The following is a 25,848-nucleotide window of genomic DNA, read 5'->3' as shown; positions in this document are numbered from 1 at the left end:
GGCGTACCTGGTCGGAAGAATCGACCAGGTACGCCCGATTCGACCTGCCATCGCGCGTGACGGGGGAAAGACCGGGCACAGACGGGAGGCGCGGTGCGAGTCCAGCCCGCACCGCACCTCCCGGCGTGGTCGCGTCTCAGGCGGAGACGAGCTCCGGCGAGTCGGCGCCGGCAGCAGCACCGGCGCGTACCGCGCGGTTCACCGCGGACACGATCGCCTTGAGCGAGGCCGTCGAGATGTCGGCGTCGATGCCCACGCCCCACAGGCGCACGCCGTCGACGTCGAGCTCGACGTACGAGGCCGCCTTGGCGTCACCGGAGGCGCTCATCGTGTGCTCCGAGTAGTCGTACAGCGTGACCTGGACGCCCTGCTCGGCGAGGACCTTGAGGAATGCGTCGATCGGACCGGTGCCCACGGCGTCGGCGGTGACGGAGCCCTCGTCGACGCGGAGTGCGACCGACAGCGAGGTCGTGCCGTCGAAGTCGCTCGAGGTCGCCGTCTTGGTGAGCTCGTACCGGCCCCACTTGTCGTCGTCGGTCGAGGCGGGCAGGTACTCGTCCTGGAACACGTCCCAGATGCGCTGCGACGAGAACTCGCCACCCTCGGTGTCGGTGTGCCGCTGGACGACGCCGGAGAACTCGATCTGCAGCTTGCGGGGCAGGTCGAGGGCGTGGTCGGTCTTGAGCAGGTACGCGACGCCGCCCTTGCCCGACTGCGAGTTCACGCGGATGACGGCCTCGTAGGAGCGGCCGATGTCCTTCGGGTCGACGGGCAGGTACGGCACCGCCCACTCGATCTCGTCGATGTCCTTGCCCGCGGCGGCGGCCTTGGCCTTCATCGCCTCGAAGCCCTTGTTGATGGCGTCCTGGTGCGAGCCGCTGAACGCCGTGTAGACGAGGTCGCCCGCCCACGGCTGACGCTCCGGCACCGGCAGCTGGTTGCAGTACTCGACGGTGCGCTTCACCTGGTCGATGTCCGCGAACGAGATCTCCGGGTCGATGCCCTGCGTGAACAGGTTCATGCCCAGCGCGACGAGGTCGACGTTGCCGGTGCGCTCACCGTTGCCGAACAGGCAGCCCTCGATGCGGTCCGCGCCGGCCATGTAGCCCAGCTCGGCGGCGGCGACGGCGGTGCCGCGGTCGTTGTGCGGGTGCAGCGACAGGATGACGTCCTGGCGGTGGGCGAGGTTGCGCGACATCCACTCGATCGAGTCGGCGTAGACGTTCGGCGTCGCCATCTCGACGGTGGCCGGCAGGTTGATGATGACCTTGCGGTCGGGGGTGGGCTCGAAGACCTCGAGCACGGCGTTGCAGATCTGCAGCGCGACCTCGAGCTCGGTGCCCGTGTAGGACTCCGGCGAGTACTCGTAGTAGACCGTCGTGTCGTGCTGCAGCGTCGCCTCGGCCGCCTTGCAGAGCTTCGCGCCGGCCACCGCGATGTCGACGACACCCTGCACGTCGGTGCGGAAGACGACCTCGCGCTGCACGATCGACGTCGAGTTGTACAGGTGGACGATGGCCTGCTTCGCGCCGTCGATCGCCTCGTACGTGCGCTGGATGAGGTGCTCGCGCGCCTGGGTCAGCACCTGGATGGTGACGTCGTCGGGGATCGCGCCCTCGTCGATCAGGCTGCGGACGAAGTCGAAGTCGGTCTGCGAGGCGCTCGGGAACCCGACCTCGATCTCCTTGTAGCCCATGCCGACGAGCAGGTAGAACATGGCGCGCTTGCGCTCGGCGTCCATCGGGTCGATGAGGGCCTGGTTGCCGTCACGCAGGTCGACCGCACACCAGCGCGGGGCCCGCTCGATGCGCTTCGTCGGCCAGGTGCGGTCGGGCAGGTCGACCGAGATCTGTTCGTGGAAGGGGACGTACTTGTGGATCGGCATCCCGGAGGGCTGCTGCGTGTTCTGCATCGTTCGTCGCTTTCGTGTGCTCTGGGTGAGGGCGGCCACGACGGACTCCGCGACGAGGTGGGCCGGTGTGTCAGGCCTCGTCGCGGCAGCGAAGGAGGAGGAGTGCCGAGTACATCGAGTCCACGGTAGCACCGGCGGGCTGCTGTGTGACAAGCGCGTCAGTGGTCGGCGCCCGAGTGGTCACGACATGCCGCCGGTCGCTCGCCGAGGTTCCACGAATCGACGCCAGCGCCGCCGAGAACTGCAGATCGTGGAACCTCGACGAACGCGAGCGGCGCGTCGGGCGCAGGCGTGGCAGTGGACGCGCAGCACGGCGGACGGGAGGCACGGTGCCAGCTGGCACCGAGCCTCCCGTCCGCCGCGTGGTGCGACCCGGGCACCGCGTCAGTCGACCGCGAGCGCCTCGGTCGGGGGCACGCGCATCGCGCGCCGCACCGGCGCGATCGTCGCGACGACCGCGAGCACGAGGGCCCCGACGACGACGATCCCGATGGTGAGCGGCGGCAGCACGGGCGTGACCGGGTGACCGAGCGACCCGAGCAGCGTCTGCCCGCCGACCCAGCCGTAGAACGTGCCGAGCACGAGCCCCGAGACGACGGCCGCGACGACCATCTGCACGGCCTCGGTCACGATCATCCGGCGGACCTGTGCCCCGGTGAGTCCGAGCACCCGCAGCAGCCCGAGCTCGCGTCGGCGCTGCAGGACCCCGAGTGCCAGCGCGTTGACGACCCCGACGGCGGCGATCACGGCGGAGAACCCGACGATGACGCTGACGACGGCGTTCAGCTGCACGAAGAAGTCGCGCTGCGCCTGCACCATCTCGGTCGTCATCTGGCCCTGTCCCATCTGCTCGAGCTGGGCCTCGAGCACGTGCTGCATGATCCCCAGTGCGACGGCGAAGGTGACGAGCAGGGTGACGCCGATGACGAGCCCGATCGTCGCTCGCGAGGACCGACCCGGCGCACGCATGGCGTTGCGGCCGGCGAGCAGGACGACGGGGTCGTGCGAGCCGATCCGGCCGATGAGCTGCAGCACCGGCGGCATCACGATGGTCGCTCCGACGGCGACGCCGGCGAACGACACGAACCCGCCGAGGGCAGCCGGCAGCACAGCGATCGGCGAGCTCGCGCTGACCGCGAGCCCGATGAGCACGAGCGCCGCGCCGCCGGCCATGAGCACGATGGCCCAGACCTTGCGGGCGGTGCCGGAGCGGACGTCGTCGTGGCTCGGTTCGACGCTCGAGGACAGCGCCTCGAGCGGGGTGACGGTCAGCACCCGGCGGGAGCCCGCTGCGAACGCTCCCCAGGTCGCCAGGACCACGGCCACGACCGGGAGCACGAGTTCCCACGGCAGGAGCGTGTAGTCGGTGTCGGGCAGGAACCCGTTGCCGCGCAGGACGATGACGAACACCGCGGACAGCCCGGTTCCCACGACGGCGCCGATCAGTCCGCCGAGCACCCCGACGACCAGTCCGGTCCGGGTGATCCGGGCCCGGAGCGTGGCGCCGGTGGCACCGACGAGCCGCTGCAGCGCGATGATGCGGGTCTGGCCGGCGATGAGGGTCGCGCAGGTGTTCGCGGTGACGATCGCGCCGACGTACAGCGCGATGCCGAGGAACAGCCACCCGACGACGGACAGGATCGCCCTGACCGGCCCGAGGTCGGCGAGCCCGGCGGCGCCGAGCGCCTCGGTCACGATGCCCGGGGCGATGACGAGTGCTGAGCCGAACGTGGTGCCGAGCGCCGCGACCAGCACGGTGGGGGCGAAGGAGCGGACGCCGTTCACGCTGCCGCCTCCATCCCCAGCATCGTGGTGGAGATCGCGCCGGCGTCCATCGCCGGGCGGTCGGCGACGACCCGGCCGTCGGCGAGGAACAGGATCCGGTCGGCGTTGGCGGCGGCGACGGGGTCGTGCGTCACCATGACGACGCTCTGACCCCACTCCTGCACGGCCCCGCGCAGGATCGCGAGCACGTCACGGCCGGTGCGCGAGTCGAGGGCACCGGTCGGCTCGTCGGCGACGACGACCGCCGGCCGCGAGGCGAGTGCCCGGGCGATGGCGACGCGCTGCTGCTGCCCACCCGACAGCTGGTGCGGGCGGTGCGACAGCCGGTTGCCGAGTCCGAGCTGGTCGACCAACCGGTCGATCCACCCGCTCTCGTCCTTCGACGGCTTGTGCCCGCCGAGCAGGAACGGCAGCCGGATGTTCTCGCTGACGTCGAGTGTCGGCACCAGGTTGAACGACTGGAACACGAACCCGAGCCGGCGGCGACGGAGCTCGGTCAGGTCCTTGTCACCGAGCCCCGTGATGTCGACCCCGTCGATCTCGATGCGGCCCGCGGACACCGCGTCGAGGCCCGCGGCGACGTGCATGAGCGTCGACTTGCCGGACCCCGACGGCCCCATCACGGCGGTGAACTCCCCCGCGCCGATGTCGACGCTGACGTCGTCGAGCGCCGTCACCCGGCGTGCGGCGTCGCCGTAGTGCTTGGACACGTGGTCGAGTCGGATGATCGGAGCGTGGCTGGTGGTCATGCACCAACGATGGCGTCCGGGAGGCCCGTCCCGCGTCCGTCGGGCGGCTCCTGTGGATGAGCCGCTCGGCTCGACTTCCTGTGGACGGGTCATCCGATCGGATGACGTCCGTCAGTCGGCCTTGCTCACCAGCCCGTGCTCGTGTGCGAACACGACGAGGCGCACGCGGTCGCGGAGTCCGAGCTTCGTCAGGACCCGCGAGATGTGGGTCTTCACGGTCGCCTCGCTGACGTACTCGTGCTGCGCGATCTCGCTGTTGCTGAAGCCGCGGGCCGCCAGGTCGAAGATCTCGCGCTCGCGCGGGGTGAGGTCGTCGAACGTCGCCGGCACGGTGGCGGCCTGCTCGACGGAGTCGTCGTAGCGCCGCAGGAGTTCCCGCGTCGCCGAGGCCGCGAAGACCGCGGTGCCGGCGTGCACGGTCCGCACGGCGGCGAGCAGGAACTCCGGGTCGGCGTCCTTCAGCACGAAGCCGCTCGCCCCGGCCCGGATGGCCTTCGCCGCGGCCTCGTCGAAGTCGAACGTGGTCAGGACGAGCACCTTCGCGCCGTCGGTGCCGGCCTGTTCGACGATGTGCGCGGTCGCCGTGATGCCGTCCATCACGGGCATCCGGACGTCCATGAGCACGACGTCCGGTCGGGTGCGCCGGACGAGTTCGACGCCCTCGGCACCGTCGCCCGCCTCGCCCACGAAGTGCAGGTCGGGTTGGGAGCCGATGAGCATCCGGATGCCGGTGCGGAAGAGTGCCTGGTCGTCGACGAGGGCGACGCGGATGCGGCCGTCGGCCGGCGGGGTGGTGGTCATCGGGCGGTGCGCTCCTGCTCGGTCGGACTGATGGTCGGGGCGGGGGCCGACTCGGCGGTCGGGCTCGCGGTCGGGGCGATGCGCCCACGGGGCATCTGCCCGCTCGCGGGGACGGCGGGCATTCGGACGGCGACCTCGAAGTCGGGGCCACGGACCCCGGCGGTCATCGTGCCGCCGGTCATGGTGGCACGCTCGCGCATGCCGACCAGGCCGTGCCCGGTGCCGGGACCCCGGGTGCCGTCGTCGGCACGGCGGTTCACCACCGCGATCTCGACGGTGTCCGGGCGGTAGGTCAGTGATGCGTGCACCGGCGTGCCGGGCTCACCGTGCTTGTAGGCGTTCGTCAGGCTCTCCTGCACGATCCGGTACACCGCGAGCTGCGTCGTGGTGGGGAGGCCGGTCGGGTCGCCCTCGCGCTCGACCCGGACGTCGAGGCCGACCTGGCGCATCTCGCCGACGAGCCGGTCGATGTCGTCGATCTCCGGCGTCGGGACGGTCCCCTGCTCGTGCCGAAGCGCGCCGAGGAGCTCGCGGACGTCGCCGAGGGCCCGGCGGGCGGTGGTCGAGATGGTGCCGAGGGCCTGGTCCGCGACGGCGGGGTCGGCCTTCAGTGCGTAGCGGGCACCGTCCGCCTGGGCGATGACGACCGCGAGCGAGTGCGCGACGATGTCGTGCATGTCCCGGGCGATGCGCACGCGCTCCTGTTCGACCGCGACCGCTCGGTCGGCTCGGGCGGCGTCGCGCTCGGCGAGCAGCTGGGCCTCGCGGCTCATGCTCGCCGACCGACGGGTGCGGACCACGAGGCCCGCCAACCACGGCAGGAGCAACAGGAGCAGGACGACGGCGAAGTACGAGACCGTGACCTGCACCGACTCCTGGAACGGCGTCGAAGCGGTCTCGATCGTCAATCGGTTCCGGTAGTCGTCGACGCCGATGTACAGCGCCGCGGTGACGGACCCGACGATGGCCGAGACGAGTCCTGCCAGCCGCACCCGCCGACTGCCGTAGGCGCTCGTCGTGTAGAGCACCGCGGCGATGAAGGCGTTCGACAGGTCGGGCATCTGGCCCGTGACCATCTCGAAGACCGCGAACACCCAGGCGACGGCCAGTGCGAGTCCGGGCGACAGCCGTCGGAGCGCGAGGGCAGCGGTCATGCCGACGACCGTGACGATCGCGAGCGGGGAGTCCATGCCCCGCGCCGAGGTGATCAGCACGAGCGAGCCGAGCACCACGGCGATGACGACGTCGGTGATGACCTGCGCGCGCAGCATGGGACGGAACACGCGTCCACGGTACGGCGCTCGGCTCACGGGCGCGTCCCTCGTGTGGATGACTCCTGGCGCCCGACGCTCAGAAGCCGAGGCGTCCGAGCTGCTTGGGGTCACGCTGCCACTCCTTGGCGACCTTCACACGGATGTTGAGGTACACGTGCCGACCGCCGAGCAGCGACTCGATCTCGACGCGGGCGCGGGAGCCGACGTCCTTCAGGCGCTCCCCCTTGTGGCCGATGACGATCGCCTTCTGGCTGTCGCGCTCGACGAACAGGTTCGCGAAGATGCGCAGCGGCCCGTCGGCGTCGTCGTCCTCGTCCGGCTCGACGATGTCCTCGATCACGACGGCGAGCGAGTGCGGCAGTTCGTCGCGGACGCCCTCGAGCGCGGCTTCGCGGATGAGTTCGCTGATGCGCTCCTCGTCGGTCTCCTCGGTCACTGCCGACGAGTCGTACAGCTGGGGCGACTCCGGCAGCAACGACGTGATCTCGCCGAGGAGGTCCTCGAGCTGCAGGCCCTTCGTGCCGGACGTCGGGATGATCGAGTCCCAGTCGCGGAGCCGGGAGACGGCCAGCAGCTGCTCGCCGACCTTGTCCTTCGAGGTGCGGTCGATCTTGGTGACGATCGCGACCTTCTTGGCCCGCGGGTACTGGTCGAGGGTGTCGTTGATGAAGCGGTCGCCCGGGCCGATCGGCTCGTTGGCGGGGACGCAGAACCCGATGACGTCGACGTCACCGAGCGTGGACTGCACCAGGTCGTTGAGCCGCTCGCCGAGCAGGGTGCGGGGACGGTGCACGCCCGGGGTGTCGACGATGATGACCTGGCCGTCGGGCCGGTGCACGATGCCGCGGATCGCGCGACGGGTGGTCTGCGGCTTCGACGAGGTGATCGCGACCTTCTGGCCCACCAGCGCGTTCGTCAACGTGGACTTGCCCACGTTCGGACGCCCGACGAACGAGACGAAGCCCGCGCGGTAGGGCTTGCCCGAGGCGGTGGGGGTGGAGTCGGAGTCGGTCATGCGTGCGTGGTTCCCGTCGTGGTGGTGGCGTCGTCGAAGGCGCCCTCGACACCCGCGAGGGCGTCGGTGCGTTCGGCGAGCACGGTGATGAGGTGGCGGCGCTTGCCCTCGACCCGGTCGGCCGTCAGGACGACGCCGGAAACCGTGACCGTGTCGCCGGAGATCGCCAGGTGGCCGAGCTCCTTGGTGAGCAGACCGCCGGCGGTGTCGACGTCGTCGTCGTCCAGCTCGATGCCGAACAGGTCGCCGAGCTCGTCGACGGGCAGTCGGGCCGAGATGCGCCAGAGGCCGGGCTCGACCTCGACCCGGTCGACCACGGCGCGGTCGTACTCGTCGGAGATGTCCCCGACGAGCTCTTCGATGAGGTCCTCCATCGTGACGAGACCGGCGACGCCGCCGTACTCGTCGACGACCAGGACCAGGTGGTTCTTCGCGACCTGCATGTGCCGCAGGGTGTCGTCGGCGGCCTTCGACTCCGGCACGAACTCGGCCGGACGCAGCAGCCGGGTGACCCGCTCGCTGCCGGACCCCGGTCGCTCGTACAGCGCCCGCGACACGTCACGCAGGTACAGGACGCCGAGGACGTCGTCGCTGTCCTTGCCGGTGACGGGCATGCGGGACACCCCGGCGGCCAGGAACTGCTCCATGCCCGCGGCGAGCGTGTCCGAGCCGTCGACCGTCAGCATGTCGGTGCGCGGCACCATCACCTCGCGCACGAGGGTGTCGCTGAACTCGAAGACCGAGTGGATGAGTTCGCGGTCCTCGTCCTCGAGCACGTTGCTCTCGGTGGCCTCGTCGACGAGGGACAGCAGTTGTTCTTCGCTCGACACCGTCGAGGCGCTGCGGCCGCGGCCCGGGGTCACGCGGTCACCGATCCGGACGAGCAGACCGGCGAGCGGACCGAGCACGATCCGGACGGCACGGACCAGGCCGCCGGTGGACGCCAGCAGCCGTTCGGCGTGCGCCCGTCCGACGCTGCGCGGACTCGACCCGACGAGCACGAACGACACGGCCGTCATGATCGCGGCAGAGACGATGAGCGCCACCCACCAGCTGTCGAACGCCCGCACCAGGGCGATCGTGACGAGCACGGCCGCGGCGGTCTCGGCGAGCACGCGGAAGAAGTTCAGGGCGTTGACGTGCGCGCCGACGTCGTCCGCGATCGCCTCGAGCGCACGACGACGCTTGTTGCCGCGGGCGATCTCGTCGAGGTCGGCACGGGACACCACGGAGAGCGCGGCGTCGCTCGCGGCGAGGAGCCCGCCGAGCACGACGAGCCCGAGCGCGACCGCGAGCAGACCGACGACGACGAGCATCGGCTACCGACCCCGGCGCTGGGCCGCGAAGGCCGTCAGGATCTCGCCCTGCAGCCCGAACATCTCGGCCTTCTCGTCCGGCTCGGCATGGTCGAAGCCGAGCAGGTGCAGGATGCCGTGGCAGGTGAGCAGCAGCATCTCGTCGGTGCTGGAGTGCCCGGCGGTCTTCGCCTGTTCCTCGGCGACCTGCGGGCAGAGCACGATGTCGCCGAGCAGGCCGGCGGGCGTGGGGTCCTCTTCGGTGCCCGGTCGGAGCTCGTCCATCGGGAAGCTCAGGACGTCGGTGGGGCCGGGCTCGTCCATCCACCGCACGTGCAGCTGCTCCATCGCGCCCTCGTCGACCAGGACGATCGCGAGTTCGGCGTCCGCGTGCACGTGCATCGCGTCGAGGGCGAACGCGGCGAGGCGCTGGATGGCTGCCTCGTCCACCTCGACCCCGGACTCGTTGTTGAGCTCGATGCTCACCGGTTGCCTCCTCGGGCGTCGTTCTGGGGGTACGGGGGTCGCTGGCGGTCCTGCGGCGGCCGACCACGGCGCTCGGCACGGTTGGCGCCGTCGGGGTTGCCGACCGGCGCGGTGCCCCGGCCACCGGGACGGTGACCGGCCTGCTCGGCGAGACGTTCCTCGTCGTAGACGGTGTAGGCGTCGACGATGCGACCGACGAGCGTGTGCCGCACGACGTCCTCGCTGCCGAGCCGGGCGAAGTGGATGTCCTCGACCGTCTCGAGGATCCGCGTCACGAGCCGGAGTCCGGACACGTTGCCCGGCAGGTCGACCTGGGTGATGTCACCCGTCACGACCATCTTCGAGCCGAACCCGAGACGCGTCAGGAACATCTTCATCTGCTCGGGCGTCGTGTTCTGCGCCTCGTCGAGGACGACGAACGAGTCGTTGAGCGTCCGGCCGCGCATGTACGCGAGCGGCGCGACCTCGACCGTGCCCGCAGCCAGCAGCTTCGGGACCAACTCGGGGTCCATCATCTCGTTCAGGGCGTCGTACAGCGGCCGCAGGTACGGGTCGATCTTGTCGGTGAGCGTGCCCGGCAGGAACCCGAGCCGCTCGCCGGCCTCGACCGCGGGACGGGTCAGGATGATCCGGGTGACCTCGCGCCGCTGCAGGGCCTGGACAGCCTTCGCCATCGCCAGGTACGTCTTGCCGGTGCCGGCGGGGCCGATGCCGAACGTGATGGTGTGCTCGTCGATGGCGTCGACGTAGGCGCGCTGCCCGTCGGTCTTCGGCCGCACGGACTTGCCGCGGCTCGACACGATCGGCGTGCCGAAGGTGTCGGACGGCTTGCGGTCGTCGTCGAGGATCCGTGCCGACATCGGGATGTCCGACGGGCCGATGTCCTGCCCGCGCTTGACCATGCCGACGAGTTCGTCGACGAGCGCCTTCGCCCGCGCGACCTCGCGCTCGGGCCCGGTGAGCGTGACCTCGTTGCCGCGGACGACGACCTTGACGCCCGGGTACTGCCGTTCGACGGTCTTCAGCAGGCGGTCTTGGGGACCGAGGAGCTGGACCATGGCGATGCCGTCGACCTGGAGGGCGACGGAGACGACCTGGTCGTCGTCGGTGGTGGGCTGTGCTGGTTCGTTAGCCGGCAAGGGTGCCTTCCTGCAGTTCACCTGCGAGTACGTGCGCGTGCACGTGGAACACGGTCTGACCGGCGGCTTCGCCGGTGTTGAAGACGAGACGGAACTGGCCGCCGGCGCGCTCGTCGGCGATGCGCTGCGCGGTGGCGACCAGGTGGGCGAGGAGCTCGGGGTCACCGGCCGCGAGTTCGGCGACGTTCGCGTACTGCTCGGTCTTGGGGATGACCAGCACGTGGACGGGTGCCTTCGGGGCGATGTCCTCGATCGCGATCACGCGGTCGTCCTCGGCGACGACGGTCGCCGGGATCTCGCGCGCGATGATCTTGCTGAAGACGCTGGGCGTGCTGGTGCTCATGACTCCATCGTAGAACGCAGGACCGACCTCGGGCCTTCCCTCACCAGCGCCCGAGTCCGGCCTGCAGGATCGCGAGTGCCGCGGGACCGGCGGTCGAGGTCCGCAGCACGCTGTCGCCGAGCCGGACCCTGATCGCTCCCGCGGCCTCGAGCCGCTCGAGCTCGGAGCCGTCGATGCCGCCTTCCGGCCCCACCACGAGGGCGATCTCGTCGAGGTCCGCCGTCGGTTCCCAGGTCGCGAGCCGCACGGTCGCGGTGGGGTCGAGCACGAGCACCGCAGCACCGGCGCCGAGCGCGGGGACGAGCTGCGTCGTCGTGACGAGCGGCCCGACCTCGGGCACCCGCGACCGGATCGCCTGCTTCGCGGCCTCGTGCGCGATGGCCGTCCAGCGCGATCGACCCTTCTCGACCTTCGGGCCCTCCCACCGGGAGACACTGCGCGCTGCGGACCACGGCACGATCCGGTCGACGCCGATCTCCGTCGACGCCTGCACCGCCATCTCGTCGCGGCCGCCCTTGGCGAGGGCCTGCACGAGCGTCAGCGACGGGACCGGCAGCGGGTCGACGGACAGTGATGCCACGGACAACACCAGCGAGTCGCGGTCGACGGACTCCACCGCACCGGACACGACGGTCCCCCGTCCGTCCGAGAGCCGCAGCGTCTCACCGACCCGCACGCGCGAGACGGTCACGGCGTGCCGTCCCTCTGCCCCGTCGAGCGTCACGGAGCCACCGACGGCGACGCCGTCGAGCGACTCCACGACGTAGAGCGATGCCATCAGAAGTTGAAGAAGCGGTCGCGGAGCTTGCCGAACATGCCCTGCTGGAACCGGGCGAGCTGCGGCGCCGACGCCTTGTGCGACTTCGCGAGCTGCTCGACGAGCTGGCGTTCCTTGTGCGACAGCTTCGTCGGGGTGACGACCTGCACGCCGACCCGGAGGTCACCGCGGCCGCTCCCGCGCAGCTTGGTGATGCCGCGGTCCTTGATCACCAGGACGTCCGCGCTCTGCACCCCCGGACGGATCTCGAGTTCGACGGGCCCGTCGAGTCCGTCGATCGTCGTGGTGGTGCCGAGCACGGCATCGGTCATCGCGACCTCGAGGGTGGCGAGCAGGTCGTCACCGTCGCGGCTGAAGACGTCGTCGTGCCGCACCCGGATCTCCAGGTACAGGTCGCCGGAGGGGCCACCGGCGGGGCCGACCTCGCCCTGTCCGGGCATCTGCAGTCGCAGGCCCGAGTCGACGCCCGCGGGGACGTCGACCGGCACGGTGCGACGGGCGCGGACGCGGCCCTGACCCTGGCAGGTCGGGCAGGGGCTCGGGATGACGGTGCCGTAGCCGCGGCAGGTGCCGCACGGGGCGCTCGTCACGACGTTGCCCAGCAGCGAGCGGACCTGGCGCTGGATGTTGCCGGAACCGCCGCAGATGTCGCAGGTGCGCGGGCTGGTGCCGGGTGCGCAGCACGACCCGTGACAGGTCTCGCACAGGACGGCGGTGTCGACCTCGACGTCCTTGTGGGTGCCGAAGACGACCTCGTCGAGGTCGACGTCGATGCGGAGCAGGGCGTCCTGCCCGCGCTCGGCACGGCTGCGGGGACCACTGCCCCGGCCGCCACCACCACCACCGCCGAAGAAGGCGTCGAAGATGTCACTGAACCCGCCGGCACCGCCGCCGAAGGGGCTGTCGGCCTGGGGCCCGGCGTCGTACCGGCGCCGCTGCTCCGGGTCGCTCAGGACGTCGTACGCGTGCGTGACGTCCTTGAACCGCTCGGCTGCCTCTGGCGCAGGGTTCACGTCCGGGTGGAGCTCACGCGCCAGGCGGCGGTAGGCCTTCTTGATGTCGGCATCGGAGGCGTCTCGCTGGACGCCGAGGACGTCGTAGTGGTCTGCCACGTATCCCTCAGTCGGTTGTGTTCGGTCGGTCGGTCGGTGTTGCAGTCGATCAGTGTTCGCCCAGGAGCTTGGACAGGTACCGTGCGACGGCCCGGACGGCAGCCATGTTCGTGCCGTAGTCCATCCGGGTCGGGCCCAGGACACCCAGACGTGCCACCTCGCCGCCACCGGCGAGGTACCCGCCGGCGACGATGCTCGTGGCGTCGAGCCCGTACTCGGCGTTCTCGACGCCGATGCTGGCCGCCACCGCGATGTCGTCCACCTGCATCTCCCCGAACAACCGGAGCAGGGTGACTTGTTCCTCGATCGCTTCGAGCACCGGGAAGAGCCCGCCGGAGAAGTCCTGCTCGCTCTTCGCCAGGTTGGCGGCGCCGGCCATCACCAGGCGGTCCTGACGGTTCGCCGCGACCTGCTCGATGAGGGTCGCCACGACGACCCCGCCGAGCGCTTGGGCGTCGGGCCGGAGCTGTTGCGGCACCGCACGGAGCGCGGTGGGCACGTCCTGCAGCAGGAGCCCCACGGCCGCGCCGTTCAGCACCGTGCGGAGTTCGGTCAGCAGCGGCTCGTCGAGCGCGACGTCGGTCTCGACGACGCGTTGTTCGACCCGGGCGGTGTCGGTGATGAGCACGACCATGAGCCGGGCGTCGCCGAGTCGCACCAGCTCGACGTGCTGCACCCGGGCGCGCACCATCGAGGGGTACTGCACCAGAGCGACCTGGTTCGTGAGCTGGCTGAGCAGGCGCACGGTGCGGCCGAGGACCTCGTCGAGGTCGTTCGGGGCGCCGAGGAAGGTCTCGATGGCGTGCCGCTGGGCGCTCGTCAGCGGCCGGGCTGCGGCCAGGTGGTCGACGAACAGCCGGTAGCCCTTGTCGGTCGGCACCCGGCCGGACGAGGTGTGCGGCGCGACGATGAGCTGCTCGTCCTCGAGCAGGGCCATGTCGTTGCGGATCGTGGCGGCGCTGACACCGAACGCGTGCCGTTCGACGATCGTCTTGGAGCCGACCGGTTCGCGCGACGCCACGTAGTCGCGCACGATGGCCTTCAGGACCTCGAGGCTGCGTTCACTGACCACGAGCGCTCCTTCCTGGTCGACCTGGCACTCGGACGTGTCGACTGCTGATCCTACGCCCGCACGACTGCACCCCCGATACGCTTCCGGCATGACCTACGGACAGCAGCCCGGTGGCCCGCAGAACCCGAACGGGCCCCAGTACCCGAGCGGGTACACCCCGCCGCAGCCGATGAGCCCGGAGGACCAGCGCCTCTGGGCCACGCTGACGCACATCGGTGGGATCTTCTTCAACTTCGTCGCCCCGCTCGTGGCCTACTTGGTGCTGCGCGACCGCGGCGGCTTCATCCGCGAGCACACTCGGGTCGCACTGAACTTCCACATCACCGTGGCGATCGCGTACGTCGCGTGCGGCATCCTGACCGTGGTGTTCATCGGAGCACTGCTGTTCCCGATCGTCGCCGTCCTGACGATCGTCTTCGGCATCCTGGCGGCCGTCGCCGCGAACCAGGGGCAGTTCTACCGCTACCCCCTGTCGATCGAGTTCATCAAGCAGTAGCGAGCACGACGCAGCTGTCGACCGGCAGCACCGGTCAGTCCAGCAGCTCCCGCACCACCGCGTCGGCGAGCAGGCGACCCTGCAGGGTCAGGTCGACGCGTCCCCGCACCGCGGCCGACCCGTCCACGAGACCCCGTGCGATGAGTCCCGCGATCCGGCCACGGGCCTCCTGGCGGATCTCGCTCGTCGCGAGCTCGCCACGGACCCGCGCGGCGAGGAGCAGGCGCTCGACGTAGCGGGTCTCGTCGTCGATGACCTCGCGCCCGGCGGCCGGCGACTCGCCGGACAGCACCCGGTTCGCGTACGCGGCCGGGTGCTTGACGTTCCACCAGCGCGTGCCGGCGACCGCGGAGTGGGCGCCGGGGCCGACACCCCACCAGTCGTGGCCCTTCCAGTACGACAGGTTGTGGCGACTCGCGTGCGCGTCGCCGCGGGCCCAGTTCGACACCTCGTACCAGGAGTACCCGGCGTCGCCGAGCACCTGGTCGGCGAGCTCGTACATGTCGGCGGCCAGGTCGTCGTCGGGGGCCGGCAGTTCGCCGCGCGCCACCATGCGGCCCATCGCGGTGCCGTCCTCGACGATGAGCGAGTACGCCGACACGTGGTCCGGCTCGCAGGCCAGCGCGGCGTCGAGCGAGGTGCGCCAGTCGTCGAGGGACTCCCCCGGCGTCGAGTAGATGAGGTCGAGGGAGACGTCGAGGCCCTGCTGCTTCGCGAGGTCGACGACGACCGGCACGCGCAACGGGTCGTGGGTGCGGTCGAGGGTCGCGAGGACGTGCGGGACCGCGGACTGCATGCCGTAGCTGATCCGGTTGAACCCGCCCTCGCGCAGTGTCTGCAACGAGGACGCGTCGACCGAGTCCGGGTTCGCCTCGGTCGTGACCTCGGCGCCGGGCAGGATCCCCCACGTGTCGTCGATGGCCCGCAGGATCATCGCCAGGTCGGACGCGGGCAGCATCGTCGGGGTCCCGCCGCCGAAGAACACGGTCGACACGGGCCGACGCGGCACGCCGGAGCGGTCGAGCACGGTCGCGGCCCACTCGATCTCCCGCACCGCGTGGCCGGCGTAGTCGTCGCGGCGCACGCCGCGGAGCTCGGACGCCGTGTACGTGTTGAAGTCGCAGTAGCCGCAGCGCACCCGGCAGAACGGCACGTGGACGTAGACCCCGAACGGCACGGCCGCCGGGTCGGAACCGGCGGCGGAGCCCGCCGCGGCTCGTGGCACGATCAGGCCGTCAGCGGGTGCCGGATCGGCGATCGGGAGAGCACTCGGCATGGAGTCCATTGTCCGTCATGATGGACGCATGGAGCACCACCCCGTCCCCACCACGGTCCTGTGGGACATCGACGGCACCCTCGTGATGAACGCGTCGTCCCCGGGCAACCTCTACCACCTCGCGCTCGAGCGGGCGGTCGGCCGCGACCTCACCCTGCGCGTCGGGCACCAGCACGGTCGGACCGATGCCGGGCTCATCGCCGAGCACGTCCGTGCGCACGCGTTCGAGGACACGATCATCCCGACGGTCAGCGGCCACCTGCGCGACCTCACCGCCGAGCGGCACGCCTCGGGCGACCACCGGTCCCCCGTCCCCGGTGCCACCGCGCTGCTCACCCGCTTCGCCGAGCTCGGGTGGCGGAACGGCCTGCTCACGGGCAACTCCGAGTACCGCGCCCGCGTCAAGCTGGCCGGTGCCGGGTTCGACGAGGGCCTGTTCGACTGGGACCACTCCTACTTCGGCGACACCGAGGTGGAGCGCGCGGACGTCACCACCCGCGCGGCGGCGGAGCTCGCCGGCACCCGTGCCGTCATCGTCGGCGACACCCCGCGGGACGGCGAGGCCGCGGACGCCGCCGGCATCCCCTTCCTGGCGGTCGCCACCGGGGTGTTCGACGTCGAGGCGCTGCGGGTCACCAACGCGGTCACGGTCGCGCGGGACTGCCGGGTCGACGCCGCCCTGATCGAGGACGCGATCGCGGCACTGCCCCCACTGCGTTAGTCGCCCCGCAGCGCCGCCAGGTACTGCTCCGCCATCACCTTCTGCTGCCGACGCAGCAGCGGCGCGACGAACTGCCACTTCCGGCTCGACGGCTGCGAGAACTGCCGGATCTGCAGCCACACGGAACCGTCCGACGTGCGCTCGACGACGAACGACTCCTCACCGGAGAGCGGGTGCCCCTCGAGCGTGCCGTACGCGAAGCCCTTGCGGTCGTGCTCGTCGATGATCGACACGACCCGCACGGGCGCCTGCACGGTCCGCCCGAAGGCGTGCATCGTGAGCGTCGCCGACGTGCCGGCGGTCACCAGCGGTGTGCCGTCGGGCGCGAACTTCTCGACCCGGGGCGTGCCGATAGAGGCGGGGGCGATCGGGACGCCGTCGTCGTCGAACGTCACCGGGTTGTACCGGACCTCGTCGTCGTCGGGCTGTTCCTCGACGCGCACGCGGATGCCGCTGCGCTCCTGGATCTGCCACGTCAGGGCCTGCGTCACCGCGGTCTCGAACCGCTGGTCTCCGTGTCCGATCCGGGCACGCGACTCGGTTGGGGTGAACCCCTCGGGCGGGTACGTCATGAGGTCCGACGCCTGGGTCGCCCCCACCGCGCCGTAGGTCAGGGCGGTCCGGTAGCTCCCGCGGATGCTCATGCCGCCAGCCTACTTGCGCCTGCCCCGTCGGATCGAACCGATCACCGCTCAGGTCGCGTCGGCCGGGCCGCGTCGTCCGGTTCGCGTGCACCCCGAACTGGAGGCCCGACACCCGCCCGCACCGCCCCTATCGTTGCAGCGTGCCCCGCTCCACCCCCGCGCTCTGGCGGTCCGTCGACCGTCGGACCGCGACGCTCGCCGCGCTCACGCTCGTCGCCTTCGGCGCCGCCGCACTCGCGCGTGTCCTGGTCGACGCGACGACCGCCGGCATCGGCTCGTCCGCGCGCTACGTCGCGGTGCCGCCAGCACAGTGGGACACCTTCGACACCGCGAACGCGATCGCCGCGGTCGGTGCGTGCTGCGCCGGAGCCGGGGTCCTGCTGTTCGGCGCCAGCCTCGTGTCCGCCGTGCGGCGGCGCCGGGCCACGCGGATGCCGCAGTGGCTCGGCGCCGTGACGATCGTCCTGGCCCTCGGGGCCGTGGTGTCGGGGATCGCCGCGACCCAGCAGACGGACTTCGGTGCGGCCGCCGGGCTGGTCATCCTGCGGACCGCACTGGCTGGACTGGCCGCAGCGAGCCTCCCGGCCCTCTGCCTGGCCGTGCTGCGGGCGCGGGCCACTCGGACCCGCTGACCCGTCGCTACTTCTTCTTCTCTTCCACGTCGCCGGAGAGCGCTGCGATGAAGGCTTCCTGCGGGACCTCGACCCGGCCGATGGTCTTCATGCGCTTCTTGCCCTCCTTCTGCTTCTCGAGGAGCTTGCGCTTGCGAGTGATGTCACCGCCGTAGCACTTCGCCAGGACGTCCTTGCGCATCGCGCGGATGCTCTCGCGGGCGATGATCCGCGCGCCGATGGCGGCCTGGATCGGGACCTCGAACTGCTGGCGCGGGATGAGCTTGCGCAGCCGTTCGGTCATCAGCGTGCCGTAGGCGTAGGCCTTGTCGCGGTGCACGATCGCGCTGAACGCGTCGACCTGGTCGCCCTGCAGCAGGATGTCGACCTTCACGAGGTCGGCTGCCTGGTCACCGATGGGCTCGTAGTCGAGCGAGGCGTAGCCCTGCGTCTTGCTCTTCAGCTGGTCGAAGAAGTCGAACACGATCTCGCCGAGGGGCATCTCGTAGCGGATCTCGACGCGGTCCTCGCCGAGGTACTCCATGCCGAGCAGCGAGCCGCGGCGCGACTGGCACAGCTCCATGATCGCGCCGACGTAGTCCTTCGGGGCCAGGATCGCCGCGCGGACCATGGGCTCGCGGACCTCGACGATGCGGCCACCGGGGAACTCGGACGGGTTCGTGACCTCGGTCACGGAGTTGTCCTCGTTCGTGACCTCGTAGATCACGCTGGGCGCGGTCGTGATGAGGTCGAGGCCGAACTCGCGCGAGAGCCGCTCGGTGATGATCTCGAGGTGCAGCAGGCCGAGGAACCCGCAGCGGAAGCCGAAGCCGAGCGCCACGGACGTCTCGGGCTCGTAGACCAGCGCTGCATCGGAGAGCTTGAGCTTGTCGAGCGCGTCGCGGAGGTCGGGGTAGTCCGACCCGTCGATCGGGTACAGGCCCGAGAACACCATCGGCTTCGGGTCCGTGTAGCCGGGCAGGGCCTCGGTCGCGGGCTTCTGCGCACTCGTGACGGTGTCGCCGACCTTGGACTGGCGGACGTCCTTCACGCCGGTGATCAGGTAGCCGACCTCGCCGACGGAGAGCCCCTTCGTCGGGATCGGCTCGGGGCTCGACACCCCGATCTCGAGGATCTCGTGCGTCGACTTGGTCGACATCATCTGGACCTTCTCGCGCGGCTTGATCGAGCCGTCGATCATCCGGATGTAGGTGACGACGCCGCGGTAGCTGTCGTACACCGAGTCGAAGATCATCGCGCGCGGCGCGGCCTCGACATCGCCGACCGGTGCCGGCACACGCCGGACCACCAGGTCGAGGAGCTCGGGGACGCCGACGCCCGTCTTGCCGGAGACGCGCAGGACGTCCTCCGGCTTGCCGCCGATGAGCTGCGCGAGCTCGGCCGCGTACTTCTCGGGTTCGGCCGCCGGCAGGTCGATCTTGTTGAGCACCGGGATGATCTCGAGGTCGTTCTCGAGCGCCAGGTACAGGTTCGCCAGCGTCTGCGCCTCGATGCCCTGGGCGGCGTCGACGAGCAGGATCGCACCCTCGCACGCTGCCAGGGACCGCGAGACCTCGTACGAGAAGTCGACGTGCCCGGGGGTGTCGATCATGTTGAGCGCGAAGGTCTCACCATCGAGCTCCCACGGCATGCGGACGGCCTGCGACTTGATCGTGATGCCGCGCTCGCGCTCGATGTCCATGCGGTCGAGGTACTGCGCGCGCATCGCGCGCTCCTCGACGACGCCGGTCATCTGCAGCATGCGGTCGGCCAGCGTGGACTTGCCGTGGTCGATGTGCGCGATGATGCAGAAGTTGCGGATCGCGCCGGCCGGGGTCGCGGCGGGCTCGAGCGGAGCGGATGCTTGTGGGCTCACGGTTCCTCAGGTGGGTCGGACGGTCGGCCCAGTCTCCCATGCTTCACCCGCTCTGGAGGCACGGCGCGGCTGCGCGGTTCCGTGCGACGCGCGCTCGGTGCGCCCTCGCGCCGGCGTGCCGGCCCCGCACGGTGCGAGGTCGGCGGGCCCGTGCGCGGTTGGCCGCCCCGTGACCGGATGCTGCGCGGCACGGGGCGAGCATCCTCGCACCAGGTGGAGGACTGCGCACCGTGCGCTGTCGCGCCAACCGGCTCCGGGCCTCCTGGCCGCGATCGCCCGTCAGACGGAGGCGTGTGCCGGTGCGGGCAACGCGCCCAGGCCGCGCCGCAGGTCGTCGGGGGTCGCGGCCAGGCAGACGCGGATCCAGCCCTCGCCGGTGCGGCCGAACGCGCTGCCGGGCGCGACCGCGACGGCCTCGCGCTGCAGGAGGCCGAGCGCCCACGCCGCGACGTCGCCGTCCGAGGCGTGCGACACGTCGACCCAGAGGTAGAAGGCGCCGCGCGGGTCGAGGTACCGGATCCCGGCGGCGTCGAGGACCTCCTTCGCGACCTCGAGGTTCGCCCGGTAGTGCTCGCGGGCGTCGCGCACCGCGGAGTGGTCCCCGACGATCGCCGCCAGCGCCGCGTACTGGTCGGGTTCGGCGACGCAGCTGATCATCGCCTCCTGCGTGGTGCGCATCGTCGGCCCGAGGCCCTTCGGCGTCACGAGGTACCCGACCCGGACACCCGTCATGGCGTAGGTCTTGCTCAGCGAGAACGCGGAGAACACCCGGTCGTCCTCGTCGAGCGCAGCCAGGCTGACGTGGCGGGTGCCGTAGGTGAAGTACTCGTAGACCTCGTCGCTGATCACCCACAGGTCGTGCCGCTTCGCGAAGGAGAACAGCGCGCGGAGGGTGTCCTCGCCGAACACCGAGCCGAGCGGGTTCGACGGCGAGTTCACCACGAGCACGCGGGTGCGCTCGGTGACGCTCGCCTCGAGCGCCTCGAGGTCTGGCTCGAACCCGTGCTGCGGTTCGAGCCGGTACGGCACCGGTGTGGCCCCGAGGATGTGCGCGTTCATCGTGAACGTCGTGTAACCGGGGTCCGGCACCAGGACCTCGTCGCCGGGACTCAGCGTCAGCGTCATCGCCTGGAACAGGGCCTGCGTCGCACCGATCGTCATCCAGATCTGTTCGAGGTCGGCCTCGATGCGGTTCTCGCGGCGGAGCTTGTCGCGGATCGCCTCGCGCAGAGGTGCGATGCCGCCGTTCGGCGTGTAGTCGGTGCGGTCCTCGGTCCACGCGCGACGGGCCGCGTCACCGATGTGCGGTGCCACGGGCACGTCCGGTTCGCCGATCACGAGCATCGTGACCGGGGTGCCAGCGGACTGCAGCAGCGCTGCCTGCTCGAAGACCCTCCGGATGCCGGAGGCGGGCACGGTGTCGATCCGAGGCGCGAGGGATGGCATGCCGTCACCGTATCCGGTGCGTGTTGCCGCGAGATCACGCCGATCCGGCGGTGTTTCGTGCTTTGGTGGCGGGCCGTTCGCCTGGTAATGTTGGTGGCTGGCTTGCGCGTTCCCCGCCCACGGGTGGAACGCGATGCGACCGAGGGCCCCTCTACCCCGCGGTCGCGCCCACCCGTACGAGACGAAGCAGGAGCTACACATGGCGAACATCAAGTCGCAGATCAAGCGCATCAAGACCAACCTCAAGGCCACCGAGCGCAACAAGGCCTACAAGTCGGAGCTGAAGACGTTCATCCGTCACACCAACGACGCCGTTGCCGCTGGCGACAAGGACAAGGCCGTTGCCGCCCTGGCCACCGCGTCGAAGAAGCTCGACAAGGCCGTGAGCAAGGGTGTCATCCACCGCAACCAGGCCGCGAACCGCAAGTCGGCCATCGCGAAGAAGGTTGCATCGCTCTGATCTCCTGAGCGCTGCACGAAGGCCCCGCACCGTTCGGTGCGGGGCCTTCGTCATGTGCGGGGGCAGTGCGTGCGGCGTGGGCGGGCGGCCTGCGTCGCGGGCGGCACGCTTCGTGAGCAGAAATGGTCGGGTGGCAGGTCGGCACTCGACCATTTCTGCTCACCAAGTGCGCGAGAGTGCGCGGGTGTGGGCGCGCGACGAGCGCGCGACGACCGGGAGGCGCGGGTCGCCTCAGCGCGCCTCGCCGCGTCGGGCGATGGTGCGGACCATGACCTCGAGTGCGTAGTGCGCGTCGCGCGAGCCGCCCTTCACCGCGGTGTCCGCCTCGGCGATGCTCGTGATCGCGTTCGCAAGTCCCGTCTCACTCCACGAGGCGACGTCACGCTGCGCGCGCTGCACCTGCCACGGGGCCATGCCGAGCGCCGACGCCGCCTGACCGCTCGGCCCGCGGAACGCGCTGACCTTCGCCATCGTGCGGATCTTGCTCGCGAACGCCGCGACGATCGGCACGGGGGCTTCGCCCGTGGCCAGCGCGTGCCGCAACTCGACGATCGCCGGAGCGGACCGTCCGGCCAGCGCGATGTCGGCCACCTTGAACGCGTTCGTCTCGACACGACCGCCGTAGTACTTGTCGACGACCTTGTCGGTGATCTCCTGCGCCTCGTCTGCCAGGAGCTGCCGACAGGCGGCGGCGAGCTCGGCCAGGTCGTCCGCGAAGGCGACCACGAGGGTACGGACCGCCGACGGCGCGATCTTGCGTCGGGCGGCGCGGAACTCGGCGTTCACGAAATCGATGCGGTCGGTCTCGCGCTTGAGCTCGTCGCACAGGACCTCGACCCCACCGCCGACCCCGCTGCGGATCGTGTCGAGCAGCTTCTTGCCGCGCACCCCGCCGCCGTGCCGGAGCACCAGGGTGACGTCGTCTGCCGGAGCCTGCAGGTACGAGATGGTCTCGGTGATGAAGGCGTCGGTGCACTTCTCCACGTTGGTGACCCGGACGAGTCGCGGCTCGCCGAACAACGACGGGCTGGCGAGGGTCGCGAGCAGCCCGGGAGCGTACTGGTCGGCCTCGAGGTCGTGCACCTCGAGCGCCGGGTCCTCGCCCACGAGCAGGTTCTTGAGCACACTGCTCGCCCGGTCGGCCAGGAACGCCTCGGGCCCGGTGACGAGCACGACCGGGGCCGGGCGGATCCCCGACCAGGGGACCTGGTCGATCTTCGCTGCGGCGCGCGCGGGCTTCTTGGCGGGCATGCGGTCCTTCCGGTGGTGCCGACCCGGACGGTGCCGGTGCGACGAGTGCTCCGACGATCCTACGGGCGGCCACCGACGGCGTGTGCTCCGTCCACACCCGCAGGTCGTCGGTGGCCGTCCGACCCACCACGACGGTGCCGAGTTCGTCGGTGCGGTACGCGGCGGTCCCGGACGATGCGAGCATCGACAGCGCCGACCGTGTCGGGTGACCGTACGTGTTGTCCGCGCCGACGCCGACGAGTCCGACGCGGGCCGCGAGCTGCCGGTACAGCAGGGGGTCCTGGTCGGCCGAACCGTGGTGCGAGACCTTCACGACGTCGACGCGCCCGTCGGGGAGTGCACTGCCGGAGCGGACACGGCGCTGGGCGGTCGCCCCCAGGTCGCCGAGGAACACCCCGGACAGGCACGTGGGGCAGTCGTCGCCCGGCAGTGGTTCGGTCACGAGCACGATGCTCGCGTCGTTGCCGGCGTCCGGGCTGCCCGCCCGCGGCCACACCACGCGCCAACCGAGCGGCCCGAGCACGCCGGACACCCGGTCGTCGGCCTGCCGGACGTCGACGCCACCGCGCTGCAGGTCCTGCACGACGCGGCTGTCCGACGCACGCCCGACGGGTCCGACGAGCGCCGTGTCGACGATGCCCGCGACCTCGTCCACAGCCCCCACGTGGTCGCGGTCGAAGTGGGTGAGGACGAGCAGGTCGATCCGGCGGACCCGCAGCAGGTCGAGGCAGGCCCGGAGGCGGTCCGGGTCGTCCCCGGTGTCGATCAGGGCCGTGCTGTCGCCGCCACGGATCAGCACGGCGTCGCCCTGTCCGACGTCGCACGCCGCGACCGCCCAGTCATCCGGGACGGTACCGCGCACGACCAGCACGGGCACCGCGACGGCGACGACACCGACCACGACGACGACTCCCGCGACGAGCAGCAGGCGGCTCCGCACCGTCGGAGTGCTCAGCACGGCGACCGCGAGGCACGTGCTGACGACCACGGCGCCGACCACCCCGACGGTCCCACCCGGCCACGGTGCCGAGGCGTACGGCAGCAGCGCTGCACCGTGGGCGATGCCACCGACTGCCGACGCGGGGGCCCAGGCAACGGCTGCCAGGACCGACCCACCCCACGGCCAGACCGGCGCGAGCAGACACGCACCGAGGCCGACGACGGTGACGATCGGTGCCAGGGGCTCGGCCAGCAGGTTCGCCGGCACCGCGTAGGTCGGCAGCGCCGCGGACAGCGGGATAGTCACCGGCCAGCAGGCGACCTGCGCCGCCACGGGCACGGCGAGGGCAGCGGCCGCCGGGGTCCACAGCCGTCGGGCGAAGAGCGTGGTGAGCGGTGGCGCGAGCACCACGATGCCGGTCGTGGCGAGCACCGACAGCGCGAACCCGAACGACCGCGCGAACCAGGGATCGACCACCAGCATGCCGATCGCGGCCAGGGCGATGAGCGGCACGCCCCGCACGGGGCGGCCGGACAGGTGCACGACCAGCACGACGACCGCCATCACCGTGGCCCGGACGATCGACGGGTCTGGCCGCACGAGCACCACGAACTCGAGCAGCACGGCAACGGCCGACGCCGCCCGGAGCCCCAGAGGCATCCCGCAGAGTCGCCCGACCACCACGACGAGGCCGACGATCACCGCGCAGTTCGCCCCGGACACCGCGGTCAGGTGGGTCAGCGCCGAGGTCTCCATCGCCGCCTCGGTCGCTGCGTCGAGGCCGGACCGATCGCCGATCGCCAGGCCGCGCAGGAGCGCAGCCCCGGGCTCCGGCAGGTCCGCCGTCGCACGGACGAAGGCCCGGCGCGCTGTGTCGGTGGCTCCGAGCAGTCCCCCGGGTGGCTCGGTGGCGGGCACCCCCCGGAGGAACAGCACGAACGCGGTCGCGGAACCGGGGACGTCGGCCTCGAGCGTCCCGGAGCCGGTCACCCGCGTTCCCGCGGCCAGCACGCGGTCGTGATCGTCACCCGACGGCACGAGCACACCGTCGCCCGGCGGCACGAGCCGGACCGGTACCCGGAGCGCACGCACCGTGTCGGCACGCTCGAGCGTCGCGAGCACGGATCGGTCATCCGGGCCCAGGTCGCGCGACAGCACTGCGTCGAACGAGACGGTGCCCGCCCCGGAGACGAGGGCCCGGAGCACCTCCGGCGTTCGTCGGGTCTCACCCACGGTGACCGACACCGCGAGCAACGCGGTCAGCGCCGCCGCGACGAGCACCGGGCCGGCACCGGCGGTCACGGTACGGCAGCGACGGCCGGAACGACAACGACCCGCGACGATCGCACTCCCTCCGGCCAGCACGGCGGCCACGATCCCGACCACGGGCGCTGCCGCGGGTCCCCCGACGAGCACGGTCGTCACGATCCAGGCGATCGCCACCGGCACCGCCACCCGCAGGTCCGTCGCGCTGGGCCGCAGCTGCACGGGCACGGCTCAGACCCGCACGCGGTCACGCAGCTCAGCGAACCGGACGTCGCCGATGCCGCTGACGTCGAGCAGGTCCTCGACCGCGGTGAACCGGCCGTGTTCGTCGCGCCAGGCGAGGATCCGGCCGGCCAACCCCGGGCCGATGCCGGGCAGGGTCTCCAGCGCAGCCTGATCGGCGCTGTTCAGGTCGACGACGGAGTCGGCGCCGGTTCCCGAGGCACCCGCGGCACCCGTACTGCTGCCCCCGCTGCTGCCCGCCGCGGCCGCACCGCCGTCGACCGGATCGAGCGCCGCCGGCACCTCGTCCTCGCCCATGCGCGGCACGTACAGCCGCTCGCCGTCGGTCAGGACCCGCGCCAGGTTCAGTCGGTCCAGGTCCGCGTCCGCCGTCGCGCCGCCGGCCCGCTCGATCGCGTCGGTGACCCGGCTCGACGGCGGCAGGCGCACCACGCCGTCGCGCTCGACCGCCCCGAGCACGTGCACCACCACACGCGCCGCACCAGTGGCAACCGCTTCCCCACCGGATGCAGGACCAGCGGTCGACGACCCAGCGGTCGGCGCACCGGCAGTGGGCGCACCGGCGGTCGGCGCACCGGCAGTGGGTGCACCGGCGGTGGGCGCACCACTGACGACGACCCCACCCGCCCCTGCACCACCACGCCCCGTCAGCGACCCGACCAGGACCACCACGAGCGCGACCGCCACGACGACCCCGGCCAGCACCACCGCGGCCCGCGGCGACAGCACCAGTCGCGACCAGAGCACGCGTCCCGATGCGGGCGCGCCATCCACTGACCGAGGGTCCGGTGACGAGGGCGACGACATGCCCCGAACGCTACGGAGCCCGGCCGATCGGCCGGGCTCCGTAGTGCTGG

The 25,848-nt window shown here is 71.4% G+C and carries 23 protein-coding genes and 1 pseudogene; 4 read left to right on the top strand and 20 right to left on the bottom strand.

Going from position 1 to position 25,848, the window contains the following annotated elements; genetic code table 11:
- Window positions 1-136 precede the first annotated feature (136 nt).
- The 13 genes from leuA to hrcA all read right to left on the bottom strand — a co-directional run bounded on the left by leuA (window position 137) and on the right by hrcA (window position 13,761).
- Window positions 137-1,912 carry a 2-isopropylmalate synthase gene (gene leuA, locus EDF42_RS13315; RefSeq protein WP_123672631.1) on the bottom strand — a complete coding sequence of 592 codons (1,776 nt, stop codon included), beginning with the start codon at window positions 1,910-1,912 and terminating at the stop codon, window positions 137-139.
- A 384-nt stretch (window positions 1,913-2,296) separates the two neighbouring features.
- On the bottom strand, window positions 2,297-3,697 hold the full coding sequence (locus EDF42_RS13310; protein ID WP_123672629.1) for an ABC transporter permease: 1,401 nt from the start codon (window positions 3,695-3,697) through the stop codon (window positions 2,297-2,299).
- Window positions 3,694-4,446, bottom strand: a complete 753-nt coding sequence (locus tag EDF42_RS13305) for an ABC transporter ATP-binding protein (RefSeq protein ID WP_123672627.1) — start codon at window positions 4,444-4,446, stop codon at window positions 3,694-3,696. Before EDF42_RS13305 ends, EDF42_RS13310 begins: the two co-directional genes overlap by 4 nt.
- Before the next feature lie 111 nt (window positions 4,447-4,557).
- Window positions 4,558-5,247, bottom strand: a complete 690-nt coding sequence (locus EDF42_RS13300) for a response regulator transcription factor (protein WP_111085737.1) — start codon at window positions 5,245-5,247, stop codon at window positions 4,558-4,560.
- On the bottom strand, window positions 5,244-6,530 hold the full coding sequence (locus EDF42_RS13295) for a sensor histidine kinase (protein ID WP_260213431.1): 1,287 nt from the start codon (window positions 6,528-6,530) through the stop codon (window positions 5,244-5,246). Before EDF42_RS13295 ends, EDF42_RS13300 begins: the two co-directional genes overlap by 4 nt.
- Window positions 6,531-6,597: 67 nt before the next feature.
- On the bottom strand, window positions 6,598-7,536 hold the full coding sequence (gene era, locus EDF42_RS13290; protein ID WP_123292554.1) for a GTPase Era: 939 nt from the start codon (window positions 7,534-7,536) through the stop codon (window positions 6,598-6,600).
- On the bottom strand, window positions 7,533-8,852 hold the full coding sequence (locus tag EDF42_RS13285) for a hemolysin family protein (protein WP_123672625.1): 1,320 nt from the start codon (window positions 8,850-8,852) through the stop codon (window positions 7,533-7,535). The genes era and EDF42_RS13285 overlap by 4 nt, the downstream gene beginning before the upstream one ends.
- 3 nt (window positions 8,853-8,855) lie before the next feature.
- On the bottom strand, window positions 8,856-9,317 hold the full coding sequence (gene ybeY / locus EDF42_RS13280) for an rRNA maturation RNase YbeY (RefSeq protein ID WP_111085740.1): 462 nt from the start codon (window positions 9,315-9,317) through the stop codon (window positions 8,856-8,858).
- Complete coding sequence (locus EDF42_RS13275; RefSeq protein WP_228510585.1) at window positions 9,314-10,375, bottom strand: PhoH family protein; 1,062 nt, start codon at window positions 10,373-10,375, stop codon at window positions 9,314-9,316. Before EDF42_RS13275 ends, ybeY begins: the two co-directional genes overlap by 4 nt.
- 70 nt (window positions 10,376-10,445) lie before the next feature.
- On the bottom strand, window positions 10,446-10,799 hold the full coding sequence (locus tag EDF42_RS13270; RefSeq protein WP_123340400.1) for a histidine triad nucleotide-binding protein: 354 nt from the start codon (window positions 10,797-10,799) through the stop codon (window positions 10,446-10,448).
- Between the two features lie 40 nt (window positions 10,800-10,839).
- Window positions 10,840-11,577, bottom strand: coding sequence for a 16S rRNA (uracil(1498)-N(3))-methyltransferase (locus EDF42_RS13265; protein WP_123672623.1), 738 nt, complete (start codon window positions 11,575-11,577; stop codon window positions 10,840-10,842).
- Window positions 11,577-12,689 carry a molecular chaperone DnaJ gene (dnaJ, locus tag EDF42_RS13260; protein ID WP_111085744.1) on the bottom strand — a complete coding sequence of 371 codons (1,113 nt, stop codon included), beginning with the start codon at window positions 12,687-12,689 and terminating at the stop codon, window positions 11,577-11,579. The genes EDF42_RS13265 and dnaJ overlap by 1 nt, the downstream gene beginning before the upstream one ends.
- A gap of 49 nt (window positions 12,690-12,738) precedes the next feature.
- Window positions 12,739-13,761 carry a heat-inducible transcriptional repressor HrcA gene (hrcA, locus tag EDF42_RS13255; RefSeq protein WP_123340397.1) on the bottom strand — a complete coding sequence of 341 codons (1,023 nt, stop codon included), beginning with the start codon at window positions 13,759-13,761 and terminating at the stop codon, window positions 12,739-12,741.
- 88 nt (window positions 13,762-13,849) lie between these two features.
- On the opposite strand from hrcA, the gene EDF42_RS13250 reads away from it, so the two are divergent.
- Window positions 13,850-14,257, top strand: coding sequence for a DUF4870 domain-containing protein (locus EDF42_RS13250; protein ID WP_228510551.1), 408 nt, complete (start codon window positions 13,850-13,852; stop codon window positions 14,255-14,257).
- A 34-nt stretch (window positions 14,258-14,291) separates the two neighbouring features.
- Here the strand turns inward: EDF42_RS13250 and hemW are convergent, their stop codons facing one another.
- Window positions 14,292-15,533, bottom strand: coding sequence for a radical SAM family heme chaperone HemW (gene hemW / locus EDF42_RS13245; RefSeq protein ID WP_123340396.1), 1,242 nt, complete (start codon window positions 15,531-15,533; stop codon window positions 14,292-14,294).
- A 28-nt stretch (window positions 15,534-15,561) separates the two neighbouring features.
- On the opposite strand from hemW, the gene EDF42_RS13240 reads away from it, so the two are divergent.
- On the top strand, window positions 15,562-16,254 hold the full coding sequence (locus EDF42_RS13240; protein ID WP_185003103.1) for an HAD family hydrolase: 693 nt from the start codon (window positions 15,562-15,564) through the stop codon (window positions 16,252-16,254).
- On the opposite strand, the gene EDF42_RS13235 is transcribed toward EDF42_RS13240, so the two are convergent.
- Window positions 16,251-16,898: a DUF1990 family protein gene (locus EDF42_RS13235; protein ID WP_111085748.1), complete on the bottom strand. Its 648-nt coding sequence runs from the start codon at window positions 16,896-16,898 to the stop codon at window positions 16,251-16,253. The genes EDF42_RS13240 and EDF42_RS13235 overlap by 4 nt on opposite strands.
- 140 nt (window positions 16,899-17,038) lie before the next feature.
- On the opposite strand from EDF42_RS13235, the gene EDF42_RS13230 reads away from it, so the two are divergent.
- Window positions 17,039-17,530, top strand: a complete 492-nt coding sequence (locus EDF42_RS13230) for a hypothetical protein (RefSeq protein WP_123340395.1) — start codon at window positions 17,039-17,041, stop codon at window positions 17,528-17,530.
- Between the two features lie 7 nt (window positions 17,531-17,537).
- On the opposite strand, the gene lepA is transcribed toward EDF42_RS13230, so the two are convergent.
- Complete coding sequence (gene lepA, locus EDF42_RS13225) at window positions 17,538-19,385, bottom strand: translation elongation factor 4 (RefSeq protein ID WP_123292544.1); 1,848 nt, start codon at window positions 19,383-19,385, stop codon at window positions 17,538-17,540.
- Window positions 19,386-19,664: 279 nt separating this feature from the next.
- The gene (locus EDF42_RS13220) at window positions 19,665-20,831 is read right to left on the bottom strand and encodes a pyridoxal phosphate-dependent aminotransferase (protein WP_123340394.1); all 1,167 of its coding nucleotides are present in this window, start codon (window positions 20,829-20,831) and stop codon (window positions 19,665-19,667) included.
- A gap of 199 nt (window positions 20,832-21,030) precedes the next feature.
- On the opposite strand from EDF42_RS13220, the gene rpsT reads away from it, so the two are divergent.
- On the top strand, window positions 21,031-21,291 hold the full coding sequence (gene rpsT / locus EDF42_RS13215) for a 30S ribosomal protein S20 (protein WP_111085752.1): 261 nt from the start codon (window positions 21,031-21,033) through the stop codon (window positions 21,289-21,291).
- Window positions 21,292-21,522: 231 nt separating this feature from the next.
- Here the strand turns inward: rpsT and holA are convergent, their stop codons facing one another.
- The 3 genes and pseudogenes from holA to EDF42_RS13195 all read right to left on the bottom strand — a co-directional run bounded on the left by holA (window position 21,523) and on the right by EDF42_RS13195 (window position 25,765).
- Window positions 21,523-22,542: a DNA polymerase III subunit delta gene (gene holA, locus EDF42_RS13210; RefSeq protein ID WP_123672621.1), complete on the bottom strand. Its 1,020-nt coding sequence runs from the start codon at window positions 22,540-22,542 to the stop codon at window positions 21,523-21,525.
- Window positions 22,543-23,164: 622 nt separating this feature from the next.
- Window positions 23,165-24,400 (bottom strand): annotated as a pseudogene (locus tag EDF42_RS19405) (ComEC/Rec2 family competence protein); the annotation flags it as partial.
- A 579-nt stretch (window positions 24,401-24,979) separates the two neighbouring features.
- A complete protein-coding gene (locus EDF42_RS13195; protein ID WP_260235491.1) occupies window positions 24,980-25,765 on the bottom strand; it encodes a helix-hairpin-helix domain-containing protein in 786 nt (261 codons plus the stop codon).
- Between the last annotated feature and the right edge of the window lie 83 nt (window positions 25,766-25,848).

This window comes from Curtobacterium sp. PhB172 (genome assembly GCF_003752545.1).
In the GTDB taxonomy this organism is placed as follows: Bacteria; Actinomycetota; Actinomycetes; order Actinomycetales; family Microbacteriaceae; genus Curtobacterium.
The sequence above is the reverse complement of the archived record's forward strand: the minus strand, read 5'-3'. Positions and strand labels throughout refer to the sequence as shown.

What these genes read in the sequence shown, in the direction of transcription:
- EDF42_RS13275 (WP_228510585.1), bottom strand. Translation starts at nt 10,375, where the DNA reads ATGGTCCAGCTCCTCGGTCCCCAAGACCGCCTGCTGAAGACCGTCGAA.
- hemW (WP_123340396.1), bottom strand. Translation starts at nt 15,533, where the DNA reads ATGCCGAGTGCTCTCCCGATCGCCGATCCGGCACCCGCTGACGGCCTG.
- EDF42_RS13250 (WP_228510551.1), top strand. Translation starts at nt 13,850, where the DNA reads ATGACCTACGGACAGCAGCCCGGTGGCCCGCAGAACCCGAACGGGCCC.
- EDF42_RS13285 (WP_123672625.1), bottom strand. Translation starts at nt 8,852, where the DNA reads ATGCTCGTCGTCGTCGGTCTGCTCGCGGTCGCGCTCGGGCTCGTCGTG.
- EDF42_RS13235 (WP_111085748.1), bottom strand. Translation starts at nt 16,898, where the DNA reads ATGAGCATCCGCGGGAGCTACCGGACCGCCCTGACCTACGGCGCGGTG.
- EDF42_RS13270 (WP_123340400.1), bottom strand. Translation starts at nt 10,799, where the DNA reads ATGAGCACCAGCACGCCCAGCGTCTTCAGCAAGATCATCGCGCGCGAG.
- EDF42_RS13220 (WP_123340394.1), bottom strand. Translation starts at nt 20,831, where the DNA reads ATGCCATCCCTCGCGCCTCGGATCGACACCGTGCCCGCCTCCGGCATC.
- EDF42_RS13305 (WP_123672627.1), bottom strand. Translation starts at nt 4,446, where the DNA reads ATGACCACCAGCCACGCTCCGATCATCCGACTCGACCACGTGTCCAAG.
- era (WP_123292554.1), bottom strand. Translation starts at nt 7,536, where the DNA reads ATGACCGACTCCGACTCCACCCCCACCGCCTCGGGCAAGCCCTACCGC.
- EDF42_RS13240 (WP_185003103.1), top strand. Translation starts at nt 15,562, where the DNA reads ATGGAGCACCACCCCGTCCCCACCACGGTCCTGTGGGACATCGACGGC.
- holA (WP_123672621.1), bottom strand. Translation starts at nt 22,542, where the DNA reads ATGCCCGCCAAGAAGCCCGCGCGCGCCGCAGCGAAGATCGACCAGGTC.
- leuA (WP_123672631.1), bottom strand. Translation starts at nt 1,912, where the DNA reads ATGCAGAACACGCAGCAGCCCTCCGGGATGCCGATCCACAAGTACGTC.
- EDF42_RS13265 (WP_123672623.1), bottom strand. Translation starts at nt 11,577, where the DNA reads ATGGCATCGCTCTACGTCGTGGAGTCGCTCGACGGCGTCGCCGTCGGT.
- rpsT (WP_111085752.1), top strand. Translation starts at nt 21,031, where the DNA reads ATGGCGAACATCAAGTCGCAGATCAAGCGCATCAAGACCAACCTCAAG.
- EDF42_RS13300 (WP_111085737.1), bottom strand. Translation starts at nt 5,247, where the DNA reads ATGACCACCACCCCGCCGGCCGACGGCCGCATCCGCGTCGCCCTCGTC.